Genomic DNA, 20,176 nt, shown 5'->3' with positions numbered 1-20,176 from the left:
AAGCCGTACCCTCGAAGGGGGTTGTAGCGGTAACCCCGCTGCTCCAGAAGGTACGGCCGCCCGCTTGCAAGCCGCTTTCAATCAGCCGAAGAACACCTCCGCCTCGGCGTAGCGCGAGGCCGGGACGGTCTTCAGCTCGGCCGTGGCCTCGTCGAGCCCGACCCGGACGATGTCGGTGCCGCGCAGCGCCACCATCATGCCGAAGTCGCCCTCGTGCGCCGCGTCGATCGCCTGCAGGCCGAACCTGGTGGCCAGCACCCGGTCGTAGGCCGTCGGCGTGCCGCCGCGCTGGATGTGGCCGAGCACGGTCGTGCGGGCCTCCTTGCCGGTGCGCTTCTCGATCTCCTTGGCCAGCACCTCGCCGATGCCGCCGAGCCGGACGTGCCCGAACGCGTCGAGCTCGCCCGCCTGCAGCGCCATCTGCCCCTCGATCGGGTGGGCGCCCTCGGCGACGACGATGATCGGCGAGTAGCGGGTGCGGAAGCGGGACTCCACGTACTCGCAGACCCGGTCGATGTCGAAGGGCTTCTCCGGGATGAGGATGACGTTGGCGCCGCCCGCCATGCCGGCGTGCAGCGCTATCCAGCCGGCGTGGCGGCCCATGACCTCGCAGATCAGCGCCCGGTGGTGCGACTCCGCCGTGGTGTGCAGCCGGTCGATGGCCTCGGTGGCGATGTTGACGGCGGTGTCGAAGCCGAAGGTGTAGTCGGTGCCGGACAGGTCGTTGTCGATCGTCTTGGGCACGCCGACGACCTTGACGCCGCGGTCGTAGAGCTGCTTGGCGACGCCCAGCGTGTCCTCGCCGCCGATGGCGATCAGCGCGTCGACGCCGGTCGCGGCCAGGTTGTCCTTGATCCGGTCGACGCCGCCCTCTATCTTGATCGGGTTGGTCCGCGACGAGCCGAGGATGGTGCCGCCTCTGGGCAGGATGCCCCGCACGGCCTGGATGTCGAGCGGCATCGTGTCGCCTTCGAGCGGGCCGCGCCAGCCGTCGCGGAAGCCGACGAACTCATGACCGTAGACGCCCACTCCCTTCCTGACGACAGCCCTGATCACAGCGTTGAGACCGGGGCAATCGCCACCTCCGGTGAGCACTCCGATACGCATAACGGGTTCCTCCCGACGGGGTTCACGACCAGAATCGCATTGTGCCCATACAGGCGGGCATTGGTCTAGACCAAACGCGTGTGGACCGAGTGAAAGGCGATTTCGTGAGCGTGTTGGCCATCGACGCCGGCACCACGGGCGTCACCGCTCTCGTGGTGTCCGAGGACGGCCGGGTCGAGTCCCGCGGCTACGAGGAGTTCGCCCAGCACTTCCCGGAGCCCGGCCGGGTCGAGCACAACCCCGAGGACATCTGGCAGGCCACGCTGAGCGCCTGCGCCGAGGCGCTGCGCGGGGCCGCCGCCACGCCGGTCTGCGTCGGGATCACCAACCAGCGCGAGACCGCGGTGCTGTGGGACCGCGAGACGCTGGCCGCGCCGCGCCGCGCGATCGTCTGGCAGGACCGGCGCACCGCCGGGATCTGCGCCCGGCTGCGCGAGCGGGGGCACGAGCCGCGCGTCGCCGAGCTGACCGGCCTGCGCCTCGACCCCTACTTCACCGCCTCCAAGCTGGCCTGGCTGGCCGCGCACGACCCGCGCGCGTGGGAGGGCGTCACGTCCGGCCGGGTGGTGACGGGCACCGTCGACTCCTACCTGATCGCCCGGCTCACGGCGGGCGCGCGCCACGTCACCGACCCGTCCAACGCCTCACGCACGCTGCTGTACGGGCTGGAGTCGGGCGGGTGGGAGCCGGAGCTGTGCGAGCTGTTCGGCGTGCCGGAGTCCGCGCTGCCGGCGATCGTGCCCAACTTCGGCGAGCTGGGGCGCACCGAGCCCGCCACGTTCCTCGGCCTGGAACTGCCGATCAGCGGGGTGGCCGGCGACCAGCAGGCGGCGCTGTTCGGGCAGACCTGCTACACGCCCGGCGAGGTCAAGTGCACGTACGGGACGGGCTCGTTCATCCTGTCCAACACCGGCACGGAGATCGTCAGGTCGCCGGACGGGCTGCTGACGACGGTGGCCTGGCAGGCGCCGTCGGGCGAGCGCACGTACGCGCTGGAGGGGTCGATCTTCGTGACCGGCGCGGCGGTGCAGTGGCTGCGCGACGGGCTCGGCCTGATCGGCACCGCGCCGGAGTCGGAGGCGGTGGCGCGCACGGTGCCCGACAGCGGCGGCGTGGTGTTCGTGCCCGCCCTGACGGGGCTCGGGGCGCCGTACTGGGACCCGGACGCGCGGGGGCTGATCACCGGCATCACGCGCGGCACCACGCGGGCGCACCTGGTGCGGGCGACGCTGGAGGCGATCGCGTTCGAGGTGCGCGACGTGGCGGCCGTGATGGGCGGCGACGGCATCCCGGTGCTCAAGGCCGACGGCGGGGCCAGCGCGAACGACCTGCTCATGCAGTTCCAGGCCGACCAGCTCGGCACGCCGGTGGAGCGCCCGGCGGTGCGGGAGACGACGGCCCTGGGCGCGGCGTTCCTGGCGGGGCTGGGCGCGGGGGTGTGGGGGTCGGCGGACGAGCTGCGCGAGACGTGGCGGCTGGAGCGGCGCTTCGAGCCGGGCGCGCGCGACGACGCCGCCTACGAGCGCTGGCGCGCGGCCGTGGCCCTGGCGTGTGACGACCGGCGATAGCCCCGCCCGCACCCACGTGCCCGGCGGGGCGCGGCCCGGCGTGTAAATAAACTTTGACATCGTGTCCGCGGCGTTTTACATTGACCAATGTCAGCTTTGTTTTACATGAGGAGCGGGCATGGCCTTCGAGGAAAAGCGCGCCTGGGTGATGATCGTGCTCTCCGTCGGCGCGTACGCGATCTACGTGGCGATCGTCCTGGGCCGGGCCGGCGACGGCCCGTTCGCCGACGTCGCCTACGCCGGAGCCCTGCTGTGGACCATCGGCGGCGCCGTCGTCGCCGGGATCGCGGCCAACATCGCGATGGCCGTCGCGGGCGGCAAGGGCGCCGACCGCACCGACGAGCGCGACCGCGAGATCAACCAGGTCAGCGAGCGCATCGGACAGTCCTTCGTCGTCATCGGCGCGCTCGCCGCACTGATCATGGCCGTCGCCGAGCTGCGCCACTTCTGGATCGCCAACGCCGTCTACCTGGCGTTCGTGCTGTCCTCGGTGCTCAGCTCGATCGCCAAGATCATGGCCTACCGCAAGGGCGGCTTCCAGACGTGGTGAAGCCGACGCGGGTCACCAACACGATCCGGGCCCTGCGGTTCGCGCACGGCGAGATGACCCAGGCCGAGCTGGCCGACCGGGTCGGCGTCACCCGCCAGACCATCATCGCGATCGAACAGGGCCGCTACTCCCCCTCCCTGGAAATGGCGTTCCGCATCGCCCGGGTGTTCCGGGTCGGGCTCGACGACGTCTTCCAGTACCCCGACACCGAAGGAGACCCCCCATGAAGGCGATCGTCCAGGACGAGTACGGCCCGCCGCGCACGCTGAGCCTCGGCGAGGTCCCGACCCCGGAGCCGGGCGCCCGCGAGGTGCTGATCCGGGTGCACGCGGCCGGCGTCGACTACGGCGTGTGGCATCTCATGACCGGGCTGCCGCTCGTCGGCCGCCTCGCCTTCGGCCTGCGCCGGCCGCGCAACCGCGTGCCGGGCATGGACGTGGCCGGCGTCGTGGAGTCCGTCGGCGCCGGCGTGAGCGGCTTACGCCCCGGCGACGAGGTGTACGGCGCGGCGACCGGCGCGTACGCGGAGTTCGCCGTCGCCCGCCCGGGCAAGCTCGCCCGCAAGCCCGCCAACCTGAGCTTCACCGAGGCGGCGGCCGTGCCCGTGTCGGGGGTGACCGCGTTACGGGCCGTCGGCCGGGTCACAGCCGGCGAGAAGGTGCTGGTCATCGGCGCGGGTGGCGGAGTGGGCAGCTTCGCGACGCAACTGGCGGTCGCCGGCGGCGCCGACGTCACCGGCGTGTGCAGCACGGCCAAGGCCGGCCTCGTCCGGTCGCTGGGCGCCGGGGCCGTCATCGACTACACTCGCGAGCCGCTCACCGGGACGTACGATTTGATCATCGACATCGCGGGCAACCGGCCGCTGCGCGAACTGCGCGGGCTGCTCGCCGAGCGGGGCCGGCTCGCCCTCGTCGGCGGTGAGGGCGGCGGCCGGTGGTTCGGCGGGCTCGGCCGGCTGCAGGCCGCCCGGCTGATCGATCCGTTCACGCGCCAGCGCCTGGACCCGCTGCTCGCGCTGACCCGCACCGCCGACCTGGACACGCTGCGGGACCTCATCGAGGCCGGGGCCGTGCGACCGGCCGTCGGGCGCACGTACGCCCTGGCGGAGGCCGCCACCGCGGTGGGCGACCTGGCCGCGGGCGACGCGCCGGGCAAGCTCGTCATCACGGTGCGCTGACCCGGGGCCAGGACCGGCCGGGACCTGGCGCGGGCTAGGCGGGGAGCACGCAGGACGGGCTCTCGACCTCGATCACCTCGCCGGTCGCCGCCGGCACGCCGCCGGTCAGGGCGAAGACGGTCACGCCGCCCGACTGCTGGTTGGCCACGTAGAGGCGGTCGCCGTCGAGGGCGAAGTGGCGCGGCCAGTCGCCGCCCGAGGGCACCTCCGCGACCGGGCTCAGGTCGTCGGCGCGCAGCACGGCGATCGTGTTGGGGCCGCGGTTGGCCACGTACACGAAGTCGCCGGCGAGCTCCAGGTGGGACGGGTAGTTGGTCTCCCCGGAGGCAGAGGCGGGCACGGTGGTGAGGCTCCCGCCCTCCAGCAGCGTGACGGTGCCGTCGAGCTCGCCCGCCACGTAGAGGCGCGGGCCGGCGAAGGCGAAGTGGCGAGGGCCGGTGCCGGGCGGCAGCCGGATGGGCTCCAGCGGCGCGCCGTCGAGCGAGTAGCGGCGGATCTCGTCGGTGCCCAGGTCGGAGACGTGCAGCACGTCGTCGCGGAAGACGCACTGGTGGGCATGCGGGCCCTGCTGGCGCTCGGGGTCGGGGCCGGAGCCCTGGTGCCGCAGCACGATCGGATCGCCGGTGAACACGCCGCGCCCGTCGAGGCGGTGCAGGCTGGCCACGCCGTCGCCGTAGTTGGCGACCGCGAGCAGCTCGCCCGACGGGTGCACCGCCAGGTGGCAGGGGCTGTCGCCCCCGGAGGAGCGCTCGTCCCAGGGCGAGAGCCCGCCGTCGGTGCCGAACGCGGTGATCCAGCCCTGGGCGAGCTCGCCGGCCGCGTAGAGCACCGGGAGCGAGGGGTGCGGGGCCAGGAACGACGGCGAGGCGAGGCGGGTCAGCCCTTCGCCGGTGCTCAGGATGCCGGGACCGTAGCCGCCGACGTAGAGGTGCCTCTTCACACCTGCCATCATCTCATGCTTGACTGAGGCAATGGATTCGCTGACGGCGTCAAGAGCTTTCGAGGTACGGGCGTTCAACCGCTTCTACACGCAGGCCATCGGGGTCCTCCAGGCCGGCATGCACCACTCGCCCTATTCGCTGACGGAGAGCAGGGTGCTGTTCGAGATCGCCCAGGCGGGCAAGCTGGAGACCGGCGAGGTGCGGGCCCTGCTCGACCTGGACGCGGGCTACCTCAGCCGCATCCTGACGCGCTTCGAGAGCGACGGGCTGATCGTCCGCGAGCGCTCGGCCACCGACGGGCGCAAGCAGGTCATCCGGCTCAGCGCGGCCGGCACGGAGGCGTACGGCATGCTCGACCGGCGCTCCCAGGAGGAGATCGGCCGCCTGCTGGCCCGGCTGCCCGAGGAGGGCCAGCGGCGGCTGGTCGAGGCGATGGCGACGATCCGCGACGTGCTCGGCCCGCCGCCCGAGCGCGAGCCGGTGGTCATCAGGGCGCCGCGCGCGGGCGACCTGAGCTGGGTCGTCCACCGGCACGGCGTGCTCTACGCGCAGGAGTACGGCTGGGGCATGGCCTTCGAGCGGACCGTGGCGAAGGTCGTCGGCGAGTTCGACCCGGGGCGCGACGCGGCGTGGATCGCCGAGGCCGGCGGCGCGCCCGCGGGCTGCGTGTTCTGCGTGCGCAAGGACGCCACGACGGCGCAGCTGCGGCTGCTGCTCGTCGAGCCGTCCGCGCGCGGGCTCGGCCTGGGCCGGCGGCTGGTCGAGGAGTGCGTGCGCCACGCCCGGGCCGAGGGATGCCGGCGGATGGTGCTGTGGACGCGCTCCTGCCTGGAGAGCGCGCGGCGCATCTACCGGGCCGCCGGGTTCACGCTCGACTCGCAGGAGCCCGCTCTGGAGAACGGGGTCGAGGTGGTCGACGAGATGTGGTCGCTCGACCTCGCGGCCACCAGTTGAGCGGCCCGGCCAGCCGCATCAGGCTCGGCACCAGCACCGCCCTGATCACCGTCGCGTCCACCAGCACCGCCACCGCCATGCCGACGCCGAGCATCTGTACGAACGACACCGACGCGGTGGCGTAGGCGGCGAAGCTGAGCGCCAGGATGCCGCCCGCCGCCGTGATCAGCGGCGCGCCGCGCTGCAGTCCGGCGGCCACGGCCTGCTCGGTGTCGCCGGTCCTGTCGTACTCCTCCTTGACCCGCGACAGCAGGAACACCTCGTAGTCCATCGACAGCCCGTAGGCGACGCAGAGCATGAGGATGGGGATGCTCGGGTCGAGCGAGCCCGTCGGGGTGAAGCCGAGCAGCCCCGACAGGTTGCCCTCCTGGAAGACCCAGACGATGGCGCCGAACATGACGCCGAGGCTGAGCACGTTCAGGATCGTGGCCTTGACCGGCAGGATCACGCTGCGCGTCATGAGCGCCAGCACCGCGAGCGTCACGCCGAGCATGAGCGCCAGCAGCAGCGGCAGCCGGTCCACCACCGAGGCGCGATAGTCGGCCAGCTCGGCGGGATAGCCGCCCACCAGCACCTCGAACGGCGGCTCGACCGCGCGCACCGCCCCGGCGAGGCGGACCGGGTCGTCGGCGAGCGCCTCGGCCGAGGGCACCACCGACAGCCAGCTCCCGCGCCCCTCGAACCGGGACGGATCGCCGTCGCCGGTCCGCCGCCCCTCGGTGAAGACGCCGGCGGCCGAGTCGACCTGGGCGACGCCGGGCAGCCGTGACAGCTCGGCCGCGTAGGCGGTGACGTCGCCGCCCGCGCCGGTGGACACGACCTGGATCGCGTCGGTCTCCTCGGCGGGGAAGGTCTGGCGGATCACGTCCTGCACCTGGCGGGGCCCGGCGTCCGGGGGCAGGATGCGGTCGTCGGCGACGCCGAAGCGCAGCCCCAGGAACGGCGCGGCCAGCACGAGCAGCACCACCGTGGCCACCCCGCCGTACAGCAGCGGGCGCCGCATCACCCGGACCGCCAGCGCGTGCCAGAACGTGCCCGGCCGCTCGGGCCGGGATCGGCGCGGCAGCATCGCGCCGCCCGCGACGGCCAGCACCGCCGGCAGCACGAACACCGCCGCCACCAGCCCGCCGATCACCACGGCGATGCCGGAGTACGCGAACGACCTGAGGAAGTCGAACGGCAGCGCGAACAGCACGGCCAGGGACGCGGCCACCGTCAGGCCGCTGAACAGCACCGTCCGCCCCGCGTGCTCGACCGCCCCGGCCACCGCCTCGGCCCGGTCGCGGCCCAGCGCCACCTCCTCGCGGAAGCGCGCGATCACGAACAGGCAGTAGTCGATGCCCAGCCCGAGCCCCATGGCGAGCGTCAGGTTGAGCGCGAACGTCGAGATGCCGGTGAACAGCAGCGGCCCGCGCAGCAGCGCCAGCGCGATCGCCATCGCGAACACCCCGGCCAGGATCGGCACCAGCGCGGCCAGCGCCCGGCGCAGGTAGAGCCAGAGCAGCGCGAACGCCAGCGGGAAGATCACCAGCTCGGCGCGGACGAAGTCCTGCCTGGCCAGCGGCACCGTGACGCGGAAGACCTCCTCTCCTCCCCCGGCCCGCACCCGCAGCAGCTCGTGCTCGGCGGTGATCGCCGGGACCAGCCGGGGCAGCACGCCCGCCCGCACGTGGTCGGCGTCGCCGGGGACGCGCACGAGGATCAGCGCGTGCCTGCCGTCCGCGCTGCGCAGGGTGGCGGGCCTGCCCCGACCCCAGTACGAGGCGACCTCGGCCACTCCGTCGTGCGCGGCGGCGCGGGCCGCGAGCTCGCGCCCGGCGGCCTCCACGGCGGCGTCGTCGACCGTGCCGCGTTTCGCGGTCACCAGGAAGATCAGGTCCGGGCTGCCGGTGCCGAACCGGGCGGCCAGCTCGGCCCGCGCCCGGTCCGACTCCGATCCCGGCGCCTCGAACCTCGCCAGCGACAGCCGGGGCACCGCGCCCGCCGCCAGCGCCCCGGCCAGCACGGCCAGCGCCAGGGCCAGCCCGAGCACCGCGCGCCGCCGCCTGACCAGGAAGAACCCCAGCCTGCGCAGCGGCGCGTCCCGCCCTTGGGTCGTCACCACTCCCCGCCCCCAAACTCGGTAAACTACTCGTGTTTCATTGGCCGAACCAGAAATACAAGTAAATGCTCGCATTTGTCAACGGGGAGACCGCATGACCGAACGCGCGGTGCGCCGGCAGGCGCGCGGGCTGAAACGGATGGCGGAGATCCTCGACGCCGCCGAGCTGGTGATCGCCGACGTCGGCTACCCGGACCTGACGACCAACCAGGTCGCCGCCCGCGCCGGGCTCTCACCGGGCTCGCTCTACCAGTTCTTCCGCAACAAGGAGGAGATCCTCGACGGCCTGGTGACCCGCTACACCACCGACCGGGAGGAGTTCTGGGCGGCCCGGCTCGCGGCGGTCACACCCGACGTGCCGCTGGAGGCGCTGGTCGGCGCGCTCGTGGACGAGAGCGTCGCCTTCAAGGCCGCCAGCCCCGCCTACTGGTCGCTGCTGTACGGCAGCGCGACCGGCGACAAGCTGGCCGCCGCCGCCCGCGTGCTGCACGAGGCCGTCGCCGCCCAGGTCGCCGCCATGCTGCGCCGCCGCTCCCCCGAGCTGGACGAGGAGCGGGCGCTGATGATGGGCACGATGGCGGTGGCCATGGTCAAGGCCGTGATGCCGCTCGCCGGCGACGCCACCCCCCGGCGGGCCGCCGAGCTCGTCGAGGAGCTCAAGGTGATGCTGGTGCGCTACCTGAGCTGATCAGCTCCGGAACGGGCCCGCCACCTCGTACGTGGTCGCCTCGCCGGACGCCGCCGTGGCCGAGAAGTAGAGGCGGTCGCCGCCGGGCGCGAACGCCAGGCCGGACAGCTCGGCGTCGCCGTCGAGCGTGAGAAACGGCGCCATCTCCCGGTCCGGCGTCACGACGTCGATCCGGGACCCCCGGCGGGCCACGTACAGGTCACCGGAGGGCGCGGCCGTGACGGCGCCGACGCCGTCGCACACCCGCTCCACCGCGCCGGTCCGCGTGTCGTACGCCCACAACGCCCCGCCACCGCCTTGGATGCTGTCGCCTCGGGTGGTGAGGAAGCAGACGCCGTCCGCGTAGTGGCAGGCGTCGCCGCCGTCGAAGCGGCGTGCCCCCGCGACCTGGTGGCGGACCGGCTTGAGCAGCGCGGCCGGTGACGGCACCCGCTCCCACGCGCCGGAGCCGCACAGCACCTCCAGCGTGCCCTCCGTCAGGTCGCCCCAGTCGCCCGGCCGGAACCGGTAGAAGCAGCCGTCACGCTCGGCCTCCGTCAGGTAGACGACGCCGAGCCCGGGGTCGCAGGCCGCCCCGCCGTGCGCGAACCGTCCCATCGCCAGCCTCGGCCTGCCCGCGCGCATGCCGTACGGGTCGCACTCGAACACCCGGCCCCGGTGGCCGAGCTCGCAGGACAACCAGGTGTGCCACGGGGTGGCGCCGCCGCCCCGGTTGACCTCGGTGCCCGACAGGATGCGGTAGGCGCCGCCCACGCTGCCGTCGGGCCGGAAGCGCAGCGCCGACGCGCCGCCGACCACCGGCAGCGCGGCGTTGGAGACGTAGATCCAGCCGGGGCCGTCGGGGAAGCACGCGCCCGCGCCGGGCGCGGCGTGCCACGTCAGCCCGGCCACCTTGCCGCCGGAGCGCGCCACCACCCGCCCCCGGAACCCGCCGGGCACGGCCGGCCGCCCCGGCCCCGCCGAACCGCCCGAACCCGCCTGACCGCCCAGGCCGCCCAGGCCGCCTGTGCCGCCTGGGGCCGCGGGCTCGCCGGGGCTCGGCTCGGTGATCGGGCCGTACGGGCTCGCGCCGCTCTGCCGGATCGGGCCCGTGCGGAGGAGAGTCTTGCGGGACATCGTCAGGCCTCCCTCTTGATGCCACGCTAGTCCACCGCACCGACGTGAATGGGGAGGATCCCCAAGTCCGAACAGTACGCAAACTGCCACGCGAAAGCCCGGGGCGCGGGACTCCGGCTCCGGGCTTCGGTTTCGAATCTCGTCCCTCGGCAGGGTCAGCGCTGGGCCTGGAACATCCAGCGCTGCTTCTCCACGTCCTGCGTCACGGCGATGAGGATGTCCTGCGACACCTGGTCGGGCTCCTCGGTGGCGTCGATGCGCTCGCGCATCCGCTTGCTGATGCCGTCGAGGACGTCCGTGATCGTGGCGACCACCTTGCCGTCCTCGATCCAGCCGTGCTCCGGCTGCGGGAGCTTGGTCGCCTTCGCGACGGTGGCGGCGCGGCCGTCCGGGCTCACGCCGAGCGCCACGAGCCGTTCGGCGACGACGTCGGTGTGCTGGCGCGCCAGGTCGGTGAGCTCGTCCAGCTGCAGGTGGATGGGGCGGAAGTGGGAGCCGATCACGTTCCAGTGCGCCTGCTTGGCGACCAGGGACAGGTCGATCAGGTCGATGAGAGCGCCCTGGAGAGCCTGGGCGGTGGTCTTCTGCGCGTCACCCTTGATCGGGCCGGAAATCGTAGACATGTCCTCCCCTCTCCCCGGGGAAGCGGGCTTCATTCCCCCCGTTCTTGACAGTGCAACAATGACAGTGTCAGTGTGGTGGCATGAGCGAGACGTGGACGATCGGCGAGCTGGCGGAGCACGCGGCCGCCCAACTCCGCTCGCGGGCGCAGCCGCTCAACGGCCGGGTCCGCGAGGTGCCGGGCGAGCGCCTGATCAGGTGGTACACCACGATCGGCCTCGTCGACCCGCCCCTCACCCGCCAGGGCCGGATCGCCCGCTACGGGCGCAGGCACCTGCTCCAGCTCGTCGCCGTCAAGCGCCTCCAGGCCGCCGGGCTGTCCATCGCCGACATCCAGACGGCCCTCGCCGGAGCCACGGACGCCATGCTGGAGGAGGCGGCCCGGCTCACCCCGGATCCCGGCCCCCGGTTCTGGACCCGCCACCCGGCCCCCGGCTCCTCGACGGACGGGCCCCGGGACCTGCCGAACGCCCAGGACGCCCCGGCCGGTGCGCCCCCGGCCGCGGCGCAGGACCTCTCAGGGCCGCGAGCCCCCGCACGGGCACCCTCGGGGCCGCCGTCCGGGGGTGCGGGCGGACCGGGCGCCACGGAGGAGCCGGAGGGTCCGGCGGTGCGCGGCCAGGGAGCTGCCGGTGGGCACGGTCCCGGTGAGGCTTCGCCCCTGTGGGGGGTCAGGCTCGGCGAACGGGTGACGCTGCTCGTGGAGGGACGGGCTCTGCCGGACGAGGACATCCAGGCCGTGCTGGCGGCGGCGGAGCCGCTGCTCGCGGTGCTCGAAGAGAGGAATCTGGCATGAACATCACGACACTCGAGCCCGCCCGGTGCGCGCCGGTGCCCGACGCCGGGATCGGCGCGCTGCGTACCGGGCGCGGCAACCTGCCGCTGGAGAGCGTGGACGTGTCCGCCGAGGTGTCCGGGCTGGTCGCCGGGGTGAAGGTGGCGCAGGGGTTCCGCAACCCGTTCGACGTCACGCTGGAGGCCACGTACGTGTTCCCGCTGCCGGACCGGGCGGCGGTGACGGCGTTCCGGATGGAGGCGGACGACCGGGTCGTGGAGGGCGTGCTGAAGGAGCGCGGTCAGGCGCGGGCCGACTACGACCGGGCGCTGCGGGAGGGGCGGCGGGCGGCGATCGCCGAGGAGGACCGGCCTGACGTGTTCACGATCCGGGTGGGCAACATCCTGCCCGGGGAGCGGGTGACGGTGCGGCTGGAGCTGAGCCAGCCGCTGCCGTACGAGGACGGGGCTGCCACGTTCCGGTTCCCGCTGGTGGTGGCGCCGCGTTACGTGCCGGGCACGCCGCTGGACGGGCCCGCGGCGGGCGACGGGGTGGCGCCCGACACGGACGCGGTGCCGGACGCGTCCAGGATCAGTCCCCCGGTGCTGCTGCCCGGCTTCCCGGACCCGGTGCGGCTGTCGCTGGCGGTCAAGGTCGACGCGGGCGGCCTTGAGCTGCGGGAGCTGGCGTCCAGCCTGCACGTGGTGGAGGAGGCCGGCGGTGTCGTACGGGTGCGTCCCGGCGAGCGGCTGGACCGCGACTTCATCCTGCGGATGGCGTTCGACGCCTCGACGGCGCTGCAACTGGACGGCGCGGGCACGTTCGCGCTGACGGTGGTGCCCCCGGCGCTGGAGTCGCCGAGGGCGCCGCGTGACCTGGTGCTGCTGCTGGACCGGTCGGGCAGCATGGCCGGCTGGAAGATGGTGGCGGCGCGGCGGGCGGCGGCACGGATCGTCGACACGCTGACGGCGCAGGACCGGTTCGCGGTGCTGGCGTTCGACTCGGTGGTGGAGGAGGCGTTCGAGGGGCTCGCGGAGGGCGGCGACCGCAACCGCTACCGGGCGGTGGAGCATCTGGCGCGGGTCGACGCGCGGGGCGGCACCGAGCTGCTGGAGCCGCTGCGCCGCGCGATCGACCTGCTGGGCGGCGGCGACGGCGGCCGGGAGCGGGTCGTGGTGCTGGTGACCGACGGCCAGGTGGGCAACGAGGACCAGATCCTGGAGCGGGCCGGTGGCGCGCTGTCGGCGATGCGGGTGCACGCGGTGGGCATCGACCGGGCGGTGAACGCGGCGTTCCTGGGCAGGCTGGCCGGGCTGGGGGCGGGCCGGTGCGAGCTGGTGGAGTCGGAGGACCGGCTGGACGCGGCGATGGAGCAGATCCACCGCCGGATCGGCGCGCCGCTGGTGACGGACCTGTCGCTGAAGGGCCTGGACGTGGAGCCGGGCACGCTCACGCACCTGGGCTCGATCTTCCCGGGCGTTCCGCTGCGGGCCTACGGGCGGTGCCGGGAGGGCTCGGCGGTGACCGTGCGCGGGCTGGCGGCCGGGGCGCCGTGGGAGCAGCGGGTCGAGGCGACGGCCGTCGGCAGCCCGGCGCTGCGCGCCGTGTGGGCGCGCGCGCACCTGCGCGAGCTGGAGGACCGCTACGCGATGGGCGAGCACGGGCTGGAGCCGGAGATCGTCCGCGTGTCGCTGGAGCACGGGGTGCTGTGCCGCTTCACCGCGTACGTGGCCGTCGACAGCAGGCAGGTGGCCGAGGGCGCGCCGGAGCACCGGGCGATCCAGCCGGTCGAGCCGCCGAGCGGCTGGGAGATGCCGGCGCCGGCGGGCGGGTTCGCCTGGATGGCGGCGGAGGCGCCGCGCGGGATGCGGGCCATGGCCGCGCCCGCTCCCGGGCTCAACCCCGGCGGCGGGGGCGACCCGGTCGTCATGGCGGCGGCGCGCGGGCCGCTGTTCGCCGCGCCGATGGCGGCCGGACCGGCGCGGAGCGCGCCGATGGGAGCCAGGCCGGTGCCGCACGGGCTCGACACGGTCCGCGCGCAGCTCGCCGCCGAGCTGGACCGGCTCAAGGCGCTGACCGTGCCGGACGTGCTCTACCTGGCGGACCTGGGCTCCCGGCTGGCGGCGCTGGCGTCCTACCTGGGCGGGCACGCGGAGCTGGCGGCGCTGGCCCGCGAGCTGGAGGCGGCCGAGCGGCCGGGCGCCGACCCGGAGGCGCTGCGCCGCCGGGCGATCGAGGTCCTGACCGCCCTGACCGCCCCCGACCGGCCCGGCGGCCCCACCCCGGAGGGCGGCCCCGGCCGGCCCGACGCCCCCGCCCCCGAGGGCGGCCCCGGGCTGGGCGGACCTGCCACCGGCGGCGGCTCCGGGCCTGGTGGAGGGGCCGGGCCGGAGGGGCGGGCCGGGGATGAGGGGCCGCGGCGGCCCTTCTGGAAGCGCGCCTGAGCCGGGGCAGCGGCACGTCAAGGGAAGGGCAAGGCGGGGCCGGCGCACGCGGGCGCGGCGGCCCCGCGCACCCGTCCGGGGACCATACTCTGGACGGGTGACCACACTCGTGCTGGACGGCGGCCTGTCCACCCATCTCGAAGCGCTCGGCGCCGACCTCGGCGACGCGCTCTGGTCGGCCAGGCTGCTGCTGGAGGACCCCGGGCTCGTCCGGCAGGTGCACGCCGACTACTTCGCCGCCGGCGCCGACGTGGCCACCACCGCGAGCTACCAGGCGTCCATCCCCGGCTTCCGGCGCCGGGGGCTGGACCTGGCCGAGGCCGAGCGGCTGATCGGGCTGTCGGTCGAGCTGGCCGCGCAGGCCCGTGACGAGGCGGGCGGCGGGCTGGTCGCCGCCTCGGTCGGCCCTTACGGGGCGTTCCTGGCCAACGGCGCCGAATACACCGGCGACTACGACCTGGACGAGGACGGCCTGCTGGCCTGGCACCGGCCGCGCTGGGAGATCCTGGCCGCCTCCCAGGCCGACCTGCTGGCCTGCGAGACCATTCCCTCCTACGCCGAGGCGCGGGCGCTGGCCCGGCTGCTGGCCGAGACGCCGTCGGTCAAGGCGTGGGTGAGCTTCTCCTGCCGTGACGCGGCCCGCATCAGCGACGGCACCCCGATCGCGGAGGCGGCGGCGCTGTTCACCGGCAACCCGCAGGTGGTCGCCGTCGGCGCCAACTGCACCGCGCCGCGCCACATCCCCGGCCTGATCACCGAGCTGACCGGCAAGCTGCCGGTCGTCGTCTACCCCAACTCGGGCGAGACGTGGGACGCCGGCGGGCGCCGCTGGCTGGGGCTGTCGGACCCGCTGGAGTACGGCCAGGCGGCCAAGGAGTGGCAGGCGGCGGGCGCCGCGCTGATCGGCGGCTGCTGCCGCACCACTCCCGACCACATCCGCGAGGTCCGCGCCCACCTGTCCTGACCGACCGCCCTGACCGAACTGTCCTGACCGGGTGCCGCGTCGCCCCGGTCAGGCGGCGCGGCTGCCGGCCAGCTTCTTGTCCAGGCCGAGGATCCGGTCCAGGGCCAGCGCGCCGCCGCCGGTGAAGCCGATGGCCAGGCTGGCCGCGGCGAGCGCGAGCACGTACTCGTAGCCGCCGTCGCCGACGGCGAAGCCCGCCTGAAGGTGGGCGAAGAAGATCGCGCCCACCATGTCGAGCGCGAGGAGCGTGCCGAAGACGGGCAGCCCGACGCCGAGGATGAGCGCGATGCCGCCGACGACCTCCAGCACGGCGACGAGCGGGGCGGCGAGGCCGGGGAGCGGGATGCCGATCGACTCGAAGAACTGCGTGGTCCCGGCGATCCCCATGGTGGCGAACTTCTGGTAGCCGTGGACGAGGAAGATCACGCCTGTGGCCACCCGGGCGAGCAGCAGTGCGATGTTACGCGCTCGGTCAAGCATGTTGACTCCTTGAAGTTCGTACAGATTTGAACGAGACTCTACCGCGAAAGTTCAAATGTGAACAACAAGTAGACTGATCTGATGAGTGACACCCGGTGGCTCGACCCGACGGAAATGGCGGCCTGGCGCGCGTTCCTCTCCACCGCCCACCTGCTCGAACGGCGCATCGAGGAGCAGCTCAAGGCGGCGGCGGGGCTGACCCATCCGCAGTGGGAGATCCTGGTCAGGCTGGCCGACGCGCCCGACCGGCGCATGCGCATGACCGAGCTCGCCCGGGGCGTGGTGGTGTCCAAGAGCGCGCTGACGTACCAGATCACCCAGTTGGAGAAGGCGGGGCTGGTCGAGCGGACGACCTGCCCGTCCGACGACCGGGGCGTGCTGGCCGTACTCACCGACGCCGGGACGCGCTGCCTGGAGCAGGTGGCCCCGGGGCACGTGGAAGTGGTGCGCGCCTATCTGATCGACCGGCTCACCCGCGAGGAGCTGGAGACGATGACCAAGGCGATGGGCAGGACCGAGCAGGCCCTGCGCGACTGACCTGGGCGGGCGGCCGTCAGCCCGCCGCCGCGGCGCGGGCGGCGCGCTCCATCTCGACCTTGGCGCTGGCGGCGTACTTGTCGACGTACTCCTGCTCCGACAGCTCCATCAGCGCGTACATGATCTCGTCGGTGACCGCGCGCAGGACCAGCCGGTCGTCCTCCATCCCGTAGTAGCGGGAGAAGTCGAGCGGCTTGCCGAACCGGACGCCGGGCCGGATGCCGAGCTTGGGCAGCGGCCGGCCGGGCGGCATCATCTCGAACGTGTTGACCATGGCCCACGGGATGACCGGGGCCCGCGACTCCAGCGCGAGCCGGGCCACGCCGGTCTTGCCCTTGTAGAGGCGGCCGTCGGGCGAGCGGGTGCCCTCGGGGTAGATGCCGAGCAGGTTGCCCTCGCGCAGCACGCGCAGGCCGGTGCGGAGCGCCGCCTCGCTGGCCTTGCCGCCGGACCGGTCGATCGGCACGGTGCCGACGCCGCTGAAGAACAGCCGGGTGAAGAAGCCCTTGACGCCGCGCCCGGTGAAGTAGTCGGACTTGCCCAGGGAGATGACCTTGCGCCTGAGCTGCAGCGGGCCGAAGAAGTGGTCGGCGAAGGACAGGTGGTTTCCGGCCAGGATGGCGGGGCCCTGCCGGGGCACGTTGTCGATGCCCTCCGCCCACGGCCTGAAGACGAGGTGGAGGATCGGCGCCAAGATGGCCTTGACCACCCAGTAGAACACCCGGCCACCTCTTCCTCATGCGACTGTCTGCGAGCACTCTGCGCGAGCACAGTCATCTTCCCATCCCGGTCCCGATGCTCCTACACCAGCTCTCGCACAATTGCCCCTGATCGTGCGACGATCGGGCAGTTCGGGGATGAAAATGCATGGAGGAGCTGTTATGCCGCTCATGCCAGGCGCTGAGCCCTATCACCATCACGCAGGTCAGGTCGGCGTGCTGCTGTGCCACGGATTCACCGGCAGCCCGCAGTCGCTGCGCCCCTGGGGCGAGCACCTGGCCGCGCACGGCGTCAGCGTCTCGCTGCCCCGCCAGCCCGGGCACGGCACCACCTGGCAGGAGATGAACCACACCCGCTGGGAGGACTGGTACGCCGAGGTGGAGAAGGCGTTCAAGGACCTCCAGGGGCGCTGTGCGGAGGTGTTCGTGGCGGGGCTGTCGCTGGGCGGCTGCCTGGCGCTGCGGCTGGCCGAGGTGCACGGCGACGCCATCCGGGGCGTCGTGGTGGTCAACCCGTCGATCACCAACGACGTGCCGCTGCTGCGGCTGGCGCCGGTGCTCAAGTGGTTCGTCGCCTCGGTGCCGGGCGTGGCCAACGACATCAAGAAGCCGGGCGCGACCGAGCTCGGCTACACGCGCACCCCGGTGAAGGCCGCCGCGTCGCTGCCCCGCCTCTGGTCCCTGGTCCAGGCCGACCTGGAACGGGTGACGCAGCCGCTGCTGGTCTTCCACAGCACCGAGGACCACGTGGTGAAACCGGCCAGCGTGGCGATCATCCGCCGGAAGGTGCCCCAGGCCACGATCGAGGAGCTTACCGATAGCTACCATGTTGCGACGCTTGACAACGATGCCGACAGGATCTTTGCCGGGAGCCTCGACTTCATCCGGACACATGCCTCGGTACCCTTGCAGAGGGACTGATCGCACCCAGGGGGAAGTCGCGATCGCTGTGGAGAGGCCCATCTAGGTGACGCCCCAGAGTGACGAGGACGAGGTCTGGCGGCAGATCGTCGCGTCCTTCAACGACACGGCCGAGCGCGACTCGGCTGATCAGCCATGGCCGGACAGCGAGAACGTCCCCGCCGAACCGCTGCGGCGGGTGGTGAAACCACCGGAGGAGTTCGCCGACCTCGACCTGAACGGGGAGCCCAGGGAGCCCGGCGAGTCCCGTGACGGCGACACGCTGGACCGGGGTGACGAGGGCGACACGCCGGGCGACGAGGAGGACGAGGGTCACTTCGAGCCGCCGCCTCCTCCCCCGCTGCCCAAGCTCGACCTGCCGACCAAGCTGGCCTGGCTGGCGCTGTTCGGCGGTCCCGCCTACCTGCTGGTGGCGGCGATGGCCGACTGGCGTATGGAGGGCTGGGCGCTGTTCACCGCGGTGGCGGCCTTCATCGGCGGCTTCGTGGCGCTGGTGGTGCGTATGGGCGACGGCCCGCCGAACGACGGCGGCTGGGACGACGGCGCGGTGCTCTAGCGGGCTCCAGCGGTGTTCCAGAGGACCGGGTCAGGAGTCGGGGTCGTCCGGCTGGCCCGGGCCGAACGACTCCACCACGTCGGTGTAGCGCTCCTGGTCGTCGACGGCGTGCCCGACGGCCCACACCGCCTGCCTGCCCGCCAGGTAGGCGACCGCCTGCAGCCGCACGCTGCTGCGCCCCTCGGCGGCGGCGCCGCGCAGGACCTCGCACGAACGCTTGTCGCAGCGCAGCATGAACGCCTGCGAGGCGCGCGCCGGGTCGTAGCCCGAGATCCAGTAGCGGCCCTTGCCGTCGCCGGTGACGCCGTAGAGGCGGGCGCCCTTGACCGGCAGCGACAGCCGCTTCCACCGCTTGCCGTTCCAGGCCAGGGCGAGCGGGCCGACCTTGCCGGGGCCGTGGTAGACGCCGCCGACGGCCAGCGCCCGCTTGCCGCTGTCGACGTGGATGTCACGCAGGTAGCCGCCGGGCACCGACGGCACCGGCATGCTCTTCCAGTCGCCGCCGGACTGGTGCACGATCAGCGGCGCCCGCCCGGTGTCGCCGACGGCGAAGCCGCCGGACACCGCGTACAGGGCGCCCTTCTCCTTGGTCGGCTGGAACGTCCACTCGTTGTCGTGCCAGGTGACGATGAGGCCCTTGTCGTCGCGGCTGCCGACGGCGGTGACCCGCTCGCCCGCCGCGTCGATCCCGCCGAGCCAGTCGCCGCTGCGCAGCCCCTCCGGCCGGACGCGGTCGAAGCCGCCCGTGTCGCCGCGGGCGATGAACGGGACGCCGTCGTGGCCGTCGCCGGCCGCCCACACGTCGCCGGAGGAGGCGGCCGAGATCGAACGCAGGCTGCCCGCCCCGGTGGTGTCGCGGATGGGGGCCTCGCTCCAGCGCTCGCCGTTCCAGTGGCGGATGGTGCCGCGGTTCTTCCACACGTCCCAGATCTGCTGCTGGCCGACGGCCCACACGTCGCCGGAGGACAGGGCAAGCACGTCGGAGAGCGAGCCGTCGGCCACCAGCCGCACGCTCGTCGTCCGCTCCCACGCGTCGATGGCGGCGGGGCGGGGCTCGGCATGCGCGGCGGGCGTGACCCCGGACAGGGCCACGGACGTCGCCAAGGTCAAGGAGAGCGCACGCCGCTGATAGCGACGGGTCATGGATCAAATGCTATTGGCTGAACGCCGCTGATGCCCCGTTAGGGGAAGACTCGCAGTTCGGCGAGCACCGGGAGGTGGTCGCTGGCCCCGGTCAGGTCGGGGCTCGCGGCTTCCACGCCGCCGCACGACACGACACGCAGCCCGCGCGCGGCGAACAGGGCGTCGATGCGGTGGCGTGGCTTGGCGGCGGGGAAGGTGAGCCCGTCGCCGCGCGGCGCGGCGGCGTGGCAGTCGGCCAGGCGGGCGGCCAGCAGCCGCCAGGCCGGCCGGCAGGGGTGCTCGTTGAGGTCGCCGCCCAGCACCACCTCGGCGTCGTGGCGGGCGGCGACGGCCTCGGTCAGCTCCAGCGCCTCGGCGGCGTGGCACGTCCTGGCGGCCTCGTGCAGGTCGAGGTGGAACGAGCCGACCGCCAGCCGCGCCCCCTCGACCTCCACGACGGCCACGGCCAGGGCGCGGGCCTCCAGCCCGGCGAACACCTTGAGCACGTGGCTCTCGGCGTGCAGCACCCGGGCGCGCGGCCCGGCCAGCACGGCGACGCCGCGCCGGGCGCGCCCGCCGGCCGTGCGCAGCCCGTGGCGCGCGATCAGGCGGCGCCAGCGCAGGCGCCGGTGCGGCAGCCGCGGCACCTCCTGGACGCAGATCACGTCGGCGCGGGCCGCCGCGATCACCCGCTCCAGCGCGGCCCCGTCGTCCCTGAGCCCATGCAGGTTGTACGTGACCACTCGGACATCCGGGACAGCGGGAACGTCACGGCCGGGCGGGCCGGGCACGGCGGCAGACTCAGGCCCGGCGGGGCCGCCGGGGGGGGCGGGGG

At 73.7% G+C, this 20,176-nt stretch carries 21 protein-coding genes; 12 read left to right on the top strand and 9 right to left on the bottom strand.

The window, feature by feature from the left end:
• Positions 1-81 precede the first annotated feature (81 nt).
• Positions 82-1,107 carry a 6-phosphofructokinase gene (locus KME80_RS39250; RefSeq protein WP_219514207.1) on the bottom strand — a complete coding sequence of 342 codons (1,026 nt, stop codon included), beginning with the start codon at positions 1,105-1,107 and terminating at the stop codon, positions 82-84.
• Positions 1,108-1,211: 104 nt separating this feature from the next.
• On the opposite strand from KME80_RS39250, the gene KME80_RS39245 reads away from it, so the two are divergent.
• The 4 genes from KME80_RS39245 to KME80_RS39230 all read left to right on the top strand — a co-directional run bounded on the left by KME80_RS39245 (position 1,212) and on the right by KME80_RS39230 (position 4,402).
• On the top strand, positions 1,212-2,675 hold the full coding sequence (locus KME80_RS39245) for an FGGY family carbohydrate kinase (RefSeq protein WP_219514205.1): 1,464 nt from the start codon (positions 1,212-1,214) through the stop codon (positions 2,673-2,675).
• Between the two features lie 118 nt (positions 2,676-2,793).
• On the top strand, positions 2,794-3,225 hold the full coding sequence (locus tag KME80_RS39240) for a hypothetical protein (RefSeq protein WP_219514198.1): 432 nt from the start codon (positions 2,794-2,796) through the stop codon (positions 3,223-3,225).
• A complete protein-coding gene (locus KME80_RS39235; RefSeq protein ID WP_219514190.1) occupies positions 3,219-3,452 on the top strand; it encodes a helix-turn-helix transcriptional regulator in 234 nt (77 codons plus the stop codon). Before KME80_RS39240 ends, KME80_RS39235 begins: the two co-directional genes overlap by 7 nt.
• The gene (locus tag KME80_RS39230; protein ID WP_219514176.1) at positions 3,449-4,402 is read left to right on the top strand and encodes an NAD(P)-dependent alcohol dehydrogenase; all 954 of its coding nucleotides are present in this window, start codon (positions 3,449-3,451) and stop codon (positions 4,400-4,402) included. Before KME80_RS39235 ends, KME80_RS39230 begins: the two co-directional genes overlap by 4 nt.
• A 34-nt stretch (positions 4,403-4,436) precedes the next feature.
• Here the strand turns inward: KME80_RS39230 and KME80_RS39225 are convergent, their stop codons facing one another.
• A complete protein-coding gene (locus tag KME80_RS39225; protein ID WP_219514174.1) occupies positions 4,437-5,342 on the bottom strand; it encodes a lactonase family protein in 906 nt (301 codons plus the stop codon).
• Between the two features lie 19 nt (positions 5,343-5,361).
• Between KME80_RS39225 and KME80_RS39220 the strand changes: the two genes are divergently transcribed.
• On the top strand, positions 5,362-6,297 hold the full coding sequence (locus tag KME80_RS39220; RefSeq protein WP_246646485.1) for a bifunctional helix-turn-helix transcriptional regulator/GNAT family N-acetyltransferase: 936 nt from the start codon (positions 5,362-5,364) through the stop codon (positions 6,295-6,297).
• Here the strand turns inward: KME80_RS39220 and KME80_RS39215 are convergent.
• Positions 6,209-8,398, bottom strand: coding sequence for an MMPL family transporter (locus tag KME80_RS39215; protein WP_308126111.1), 2,190 nt, complete (start codon positions 8,396-8,398; stop codon positions 6,209-6,211). The two genes, KME80_RS39220 and KME80_RS39215, sit on opposite strands and share 89 nt — an antisense overlap.
• 94 nt (positions 8,399-8,492) lie before the next feature.
• On the opposite strand from KME80_RS39215, the gene KME80_RS39210 reads away from it, so the two are divergent.
• Positions 8,493-9,086, top strand: a complete 594-nt coding sequence (locus tag KME80_RS39210) for a TetR/AcrR family transcriptional regulator (RefSeq protein ID WP_219514164.1) — start codon at positions 8,493-8,495, stop codon at positions 9,084-9,086.
• Here the strand turns inward: KME80_RS39210 and KME80_RS39205 are convergent, their stop codons facing one another.
• Entirely contained in the window at positions 9,087-10,202 is a 1,116-nt protein-coding gene (locus tag KME80_RS39205; protein ID WP_219514163.1) for an alkaline phosphatase PhoX, read from the bottom strand. It abuts the gene before it with no gap.
• 155 nt (positions 10,203-10,357) lie between these two features.
• Positions 10,358-10,825, bottom strand: a complete 468-nt coding sequence (locus KME80_RS39200) for a Dps family protein (protein WP_219514154.1) — start codon at positions 10,823-10,825, stop codon at positions 10,358-10,360.
• 80 nt (positions 10,826-10,905) lie between these two features.
• Between KME80_RS39200 and KME80_RS39195 the strand changes: the two genes are divergently transcribed.
• The 3 genes from KME80_RS39195 to mmuM all read left to right on the top strand — a co-directional run bounded on the left by KME80_RS39195 (position 10,906) and on the right by mmuM (position 15,006).
• On the top strand, positions 10,906-11,619 hold the full coding sequence (locus tag KME80_RS39195; protein WP_219514152.1) for a helix-turn-helix domain-containing protein: 714 nt from the start codon (positions 10,906-10,908) through the stop codon (positions 11,617-11,619).
• Positions 11,616-14,042 carry a VIT domain-containing protein gene (locus KME80_RS39190; RefSeq protein ID WP_219514150.1) on the top strand — a complete coding sequence of 809 codons (2,427 nt, stop codon included), beginning with the start codon at positions 11,616-11,618 and terminating at the stop codon, positions 14,040-14,042. The genes KME80_RS39195 and KME80_RS39190 overlap by 4 nt, the downstream gene beginning before the upstream one ends.
• A gap of 97 nt (positions 14,043-14,139) precedes the next feature.
• Positions 14,140-15,006, top strand: coding sequence for a homocysteine S-methyltransferase (gene mmuM, locus KME80_RS39185; RefSeq protein ID WP_308126110.1), 867 nt, complete (start codon positions 14,140-14,142; stop codon positions 15,004-15,006).
• A gap of 48 nt (positions 15,007-15,054) precedes the next feature.
• Here mmuM and KME80_RS39180 read toward each other — a convergent pair whose 3' ends face one another.
• Positions 15,055-15,486: a DoxX family protein gene (locus KME80_RS39180; RefSeq protein ID WP_219514135.1), complete on the bottom strand. Its 432-nt coding sequence runs from the start codon at positions 15,484-15,486 to the stop codon at positions 15,055-15,057.
• A gap of 81 nt (positions 15,487-15,567) precedes the next feature.
• Between KME80_RS39180 and KME80_RS39175 the strand changes: the two genes are divergently transcribed.
• A complete protein-coding gene (locus tag KME80_RS39175; protein ID WP_219514133.1) occupies positions 15,568-16,023 on the top strand; it encodes a MarR family winged helix-turn-helix transcriptional regulator in 456 nt (151 codons plus the stop codon).
• A gap of 16 nt (positions 16,024-16,039) precedes the next feature.
• Here the strand turns inward: KME80_RS39175 and KME80_RS39170 are convergent, their stop codons facing one another.
• Positions 16,040-16,744, bottom strand: coding sequence for a lysophospholipid acyltransferase family protein (locus KME80_RS39170; RefSeq protein ID WP_219514132.1), 705 nt, complete (start codon positions 16,742-16,744; stop codon positions 16,040-16,042).
• Between the two features lie 160 nt (positions 16,745-16,904).
• Here KME80_RS39170 and KME80_RS39165 point away from each other — a divergent pair, with 160 nt between their 5' ends.
• Together KME80_RS39165 and KME80_RS39160 are read left to right on the top strand one after the other, a co-directional pair.
• On the top strand, positions 16,905-17,663 hold the full coding sequence (locus KME80_RS39165; protein ID WP_219514129.1) for an alpha/beta hydrolase: 759 nt from the start codon (positions 16,905-16,907) through the stop codon (positions 17,661-17,663).
• A 46-nt stretch (positions 17,664-17,709) separates the two neighbouring features.
• Positions 17,710-18,219: a hypothetical protein gene (locus KME80_RS39160; RefSeq protein ID WP_219514121.1), complete on the top strand. Its 510-nt coding sequence runs from the start codon at positions 17,710-17,712 to the stop codon at positions 18,217-18,219.
• 30 nt (positions 18,220-18,249) lie between these two features.
• On the opposite strand, the gene KME80_RS39155 is transcribed toward KME80_RS39160, so the two are convergent.
• Both KME80_RS39155 and KME80_RS39150 read right to left on the bottom strand, forming a co-directional pair.
• On the bottom strand, positions 18,250-19,362 hold the full coding sequence (locus tag KME80_RS39155) for a ligand-binding sensor domain-containing protein (RefSeq protein ID WP_246646484.1): 1,113 nt from the start codon (positions 19,360-19,362) through the stop codon (positions 18,250-18,252).
• Positions 19,363-19,400: 38 nt separating this feature from the next.
• Positions 19,401-20,176, bottom strand: a 776-nt coding sequence (locus KME80_RS39150) for an endonuclease/exonuclease/phosphatase family protein (RefSeq protein ID WP_308126109.1), incomplete at its 5' end; no start/stop codon positions are given.

Source organism: Nonomuraea ceibae, from assembly GCF_019396325.1.
Taxonomy (GTDB): Bacteria; Actinomycetota; Actinomycetes; order Streptosporangiales; family Streptosporangiaceae; genus Nonomuraea; species Nonomuraea ceibae.
Note: the sequence above shows the minus strand (reverse complement) of the source record. Positions and strands in the feature narration are given on the sequence as shown.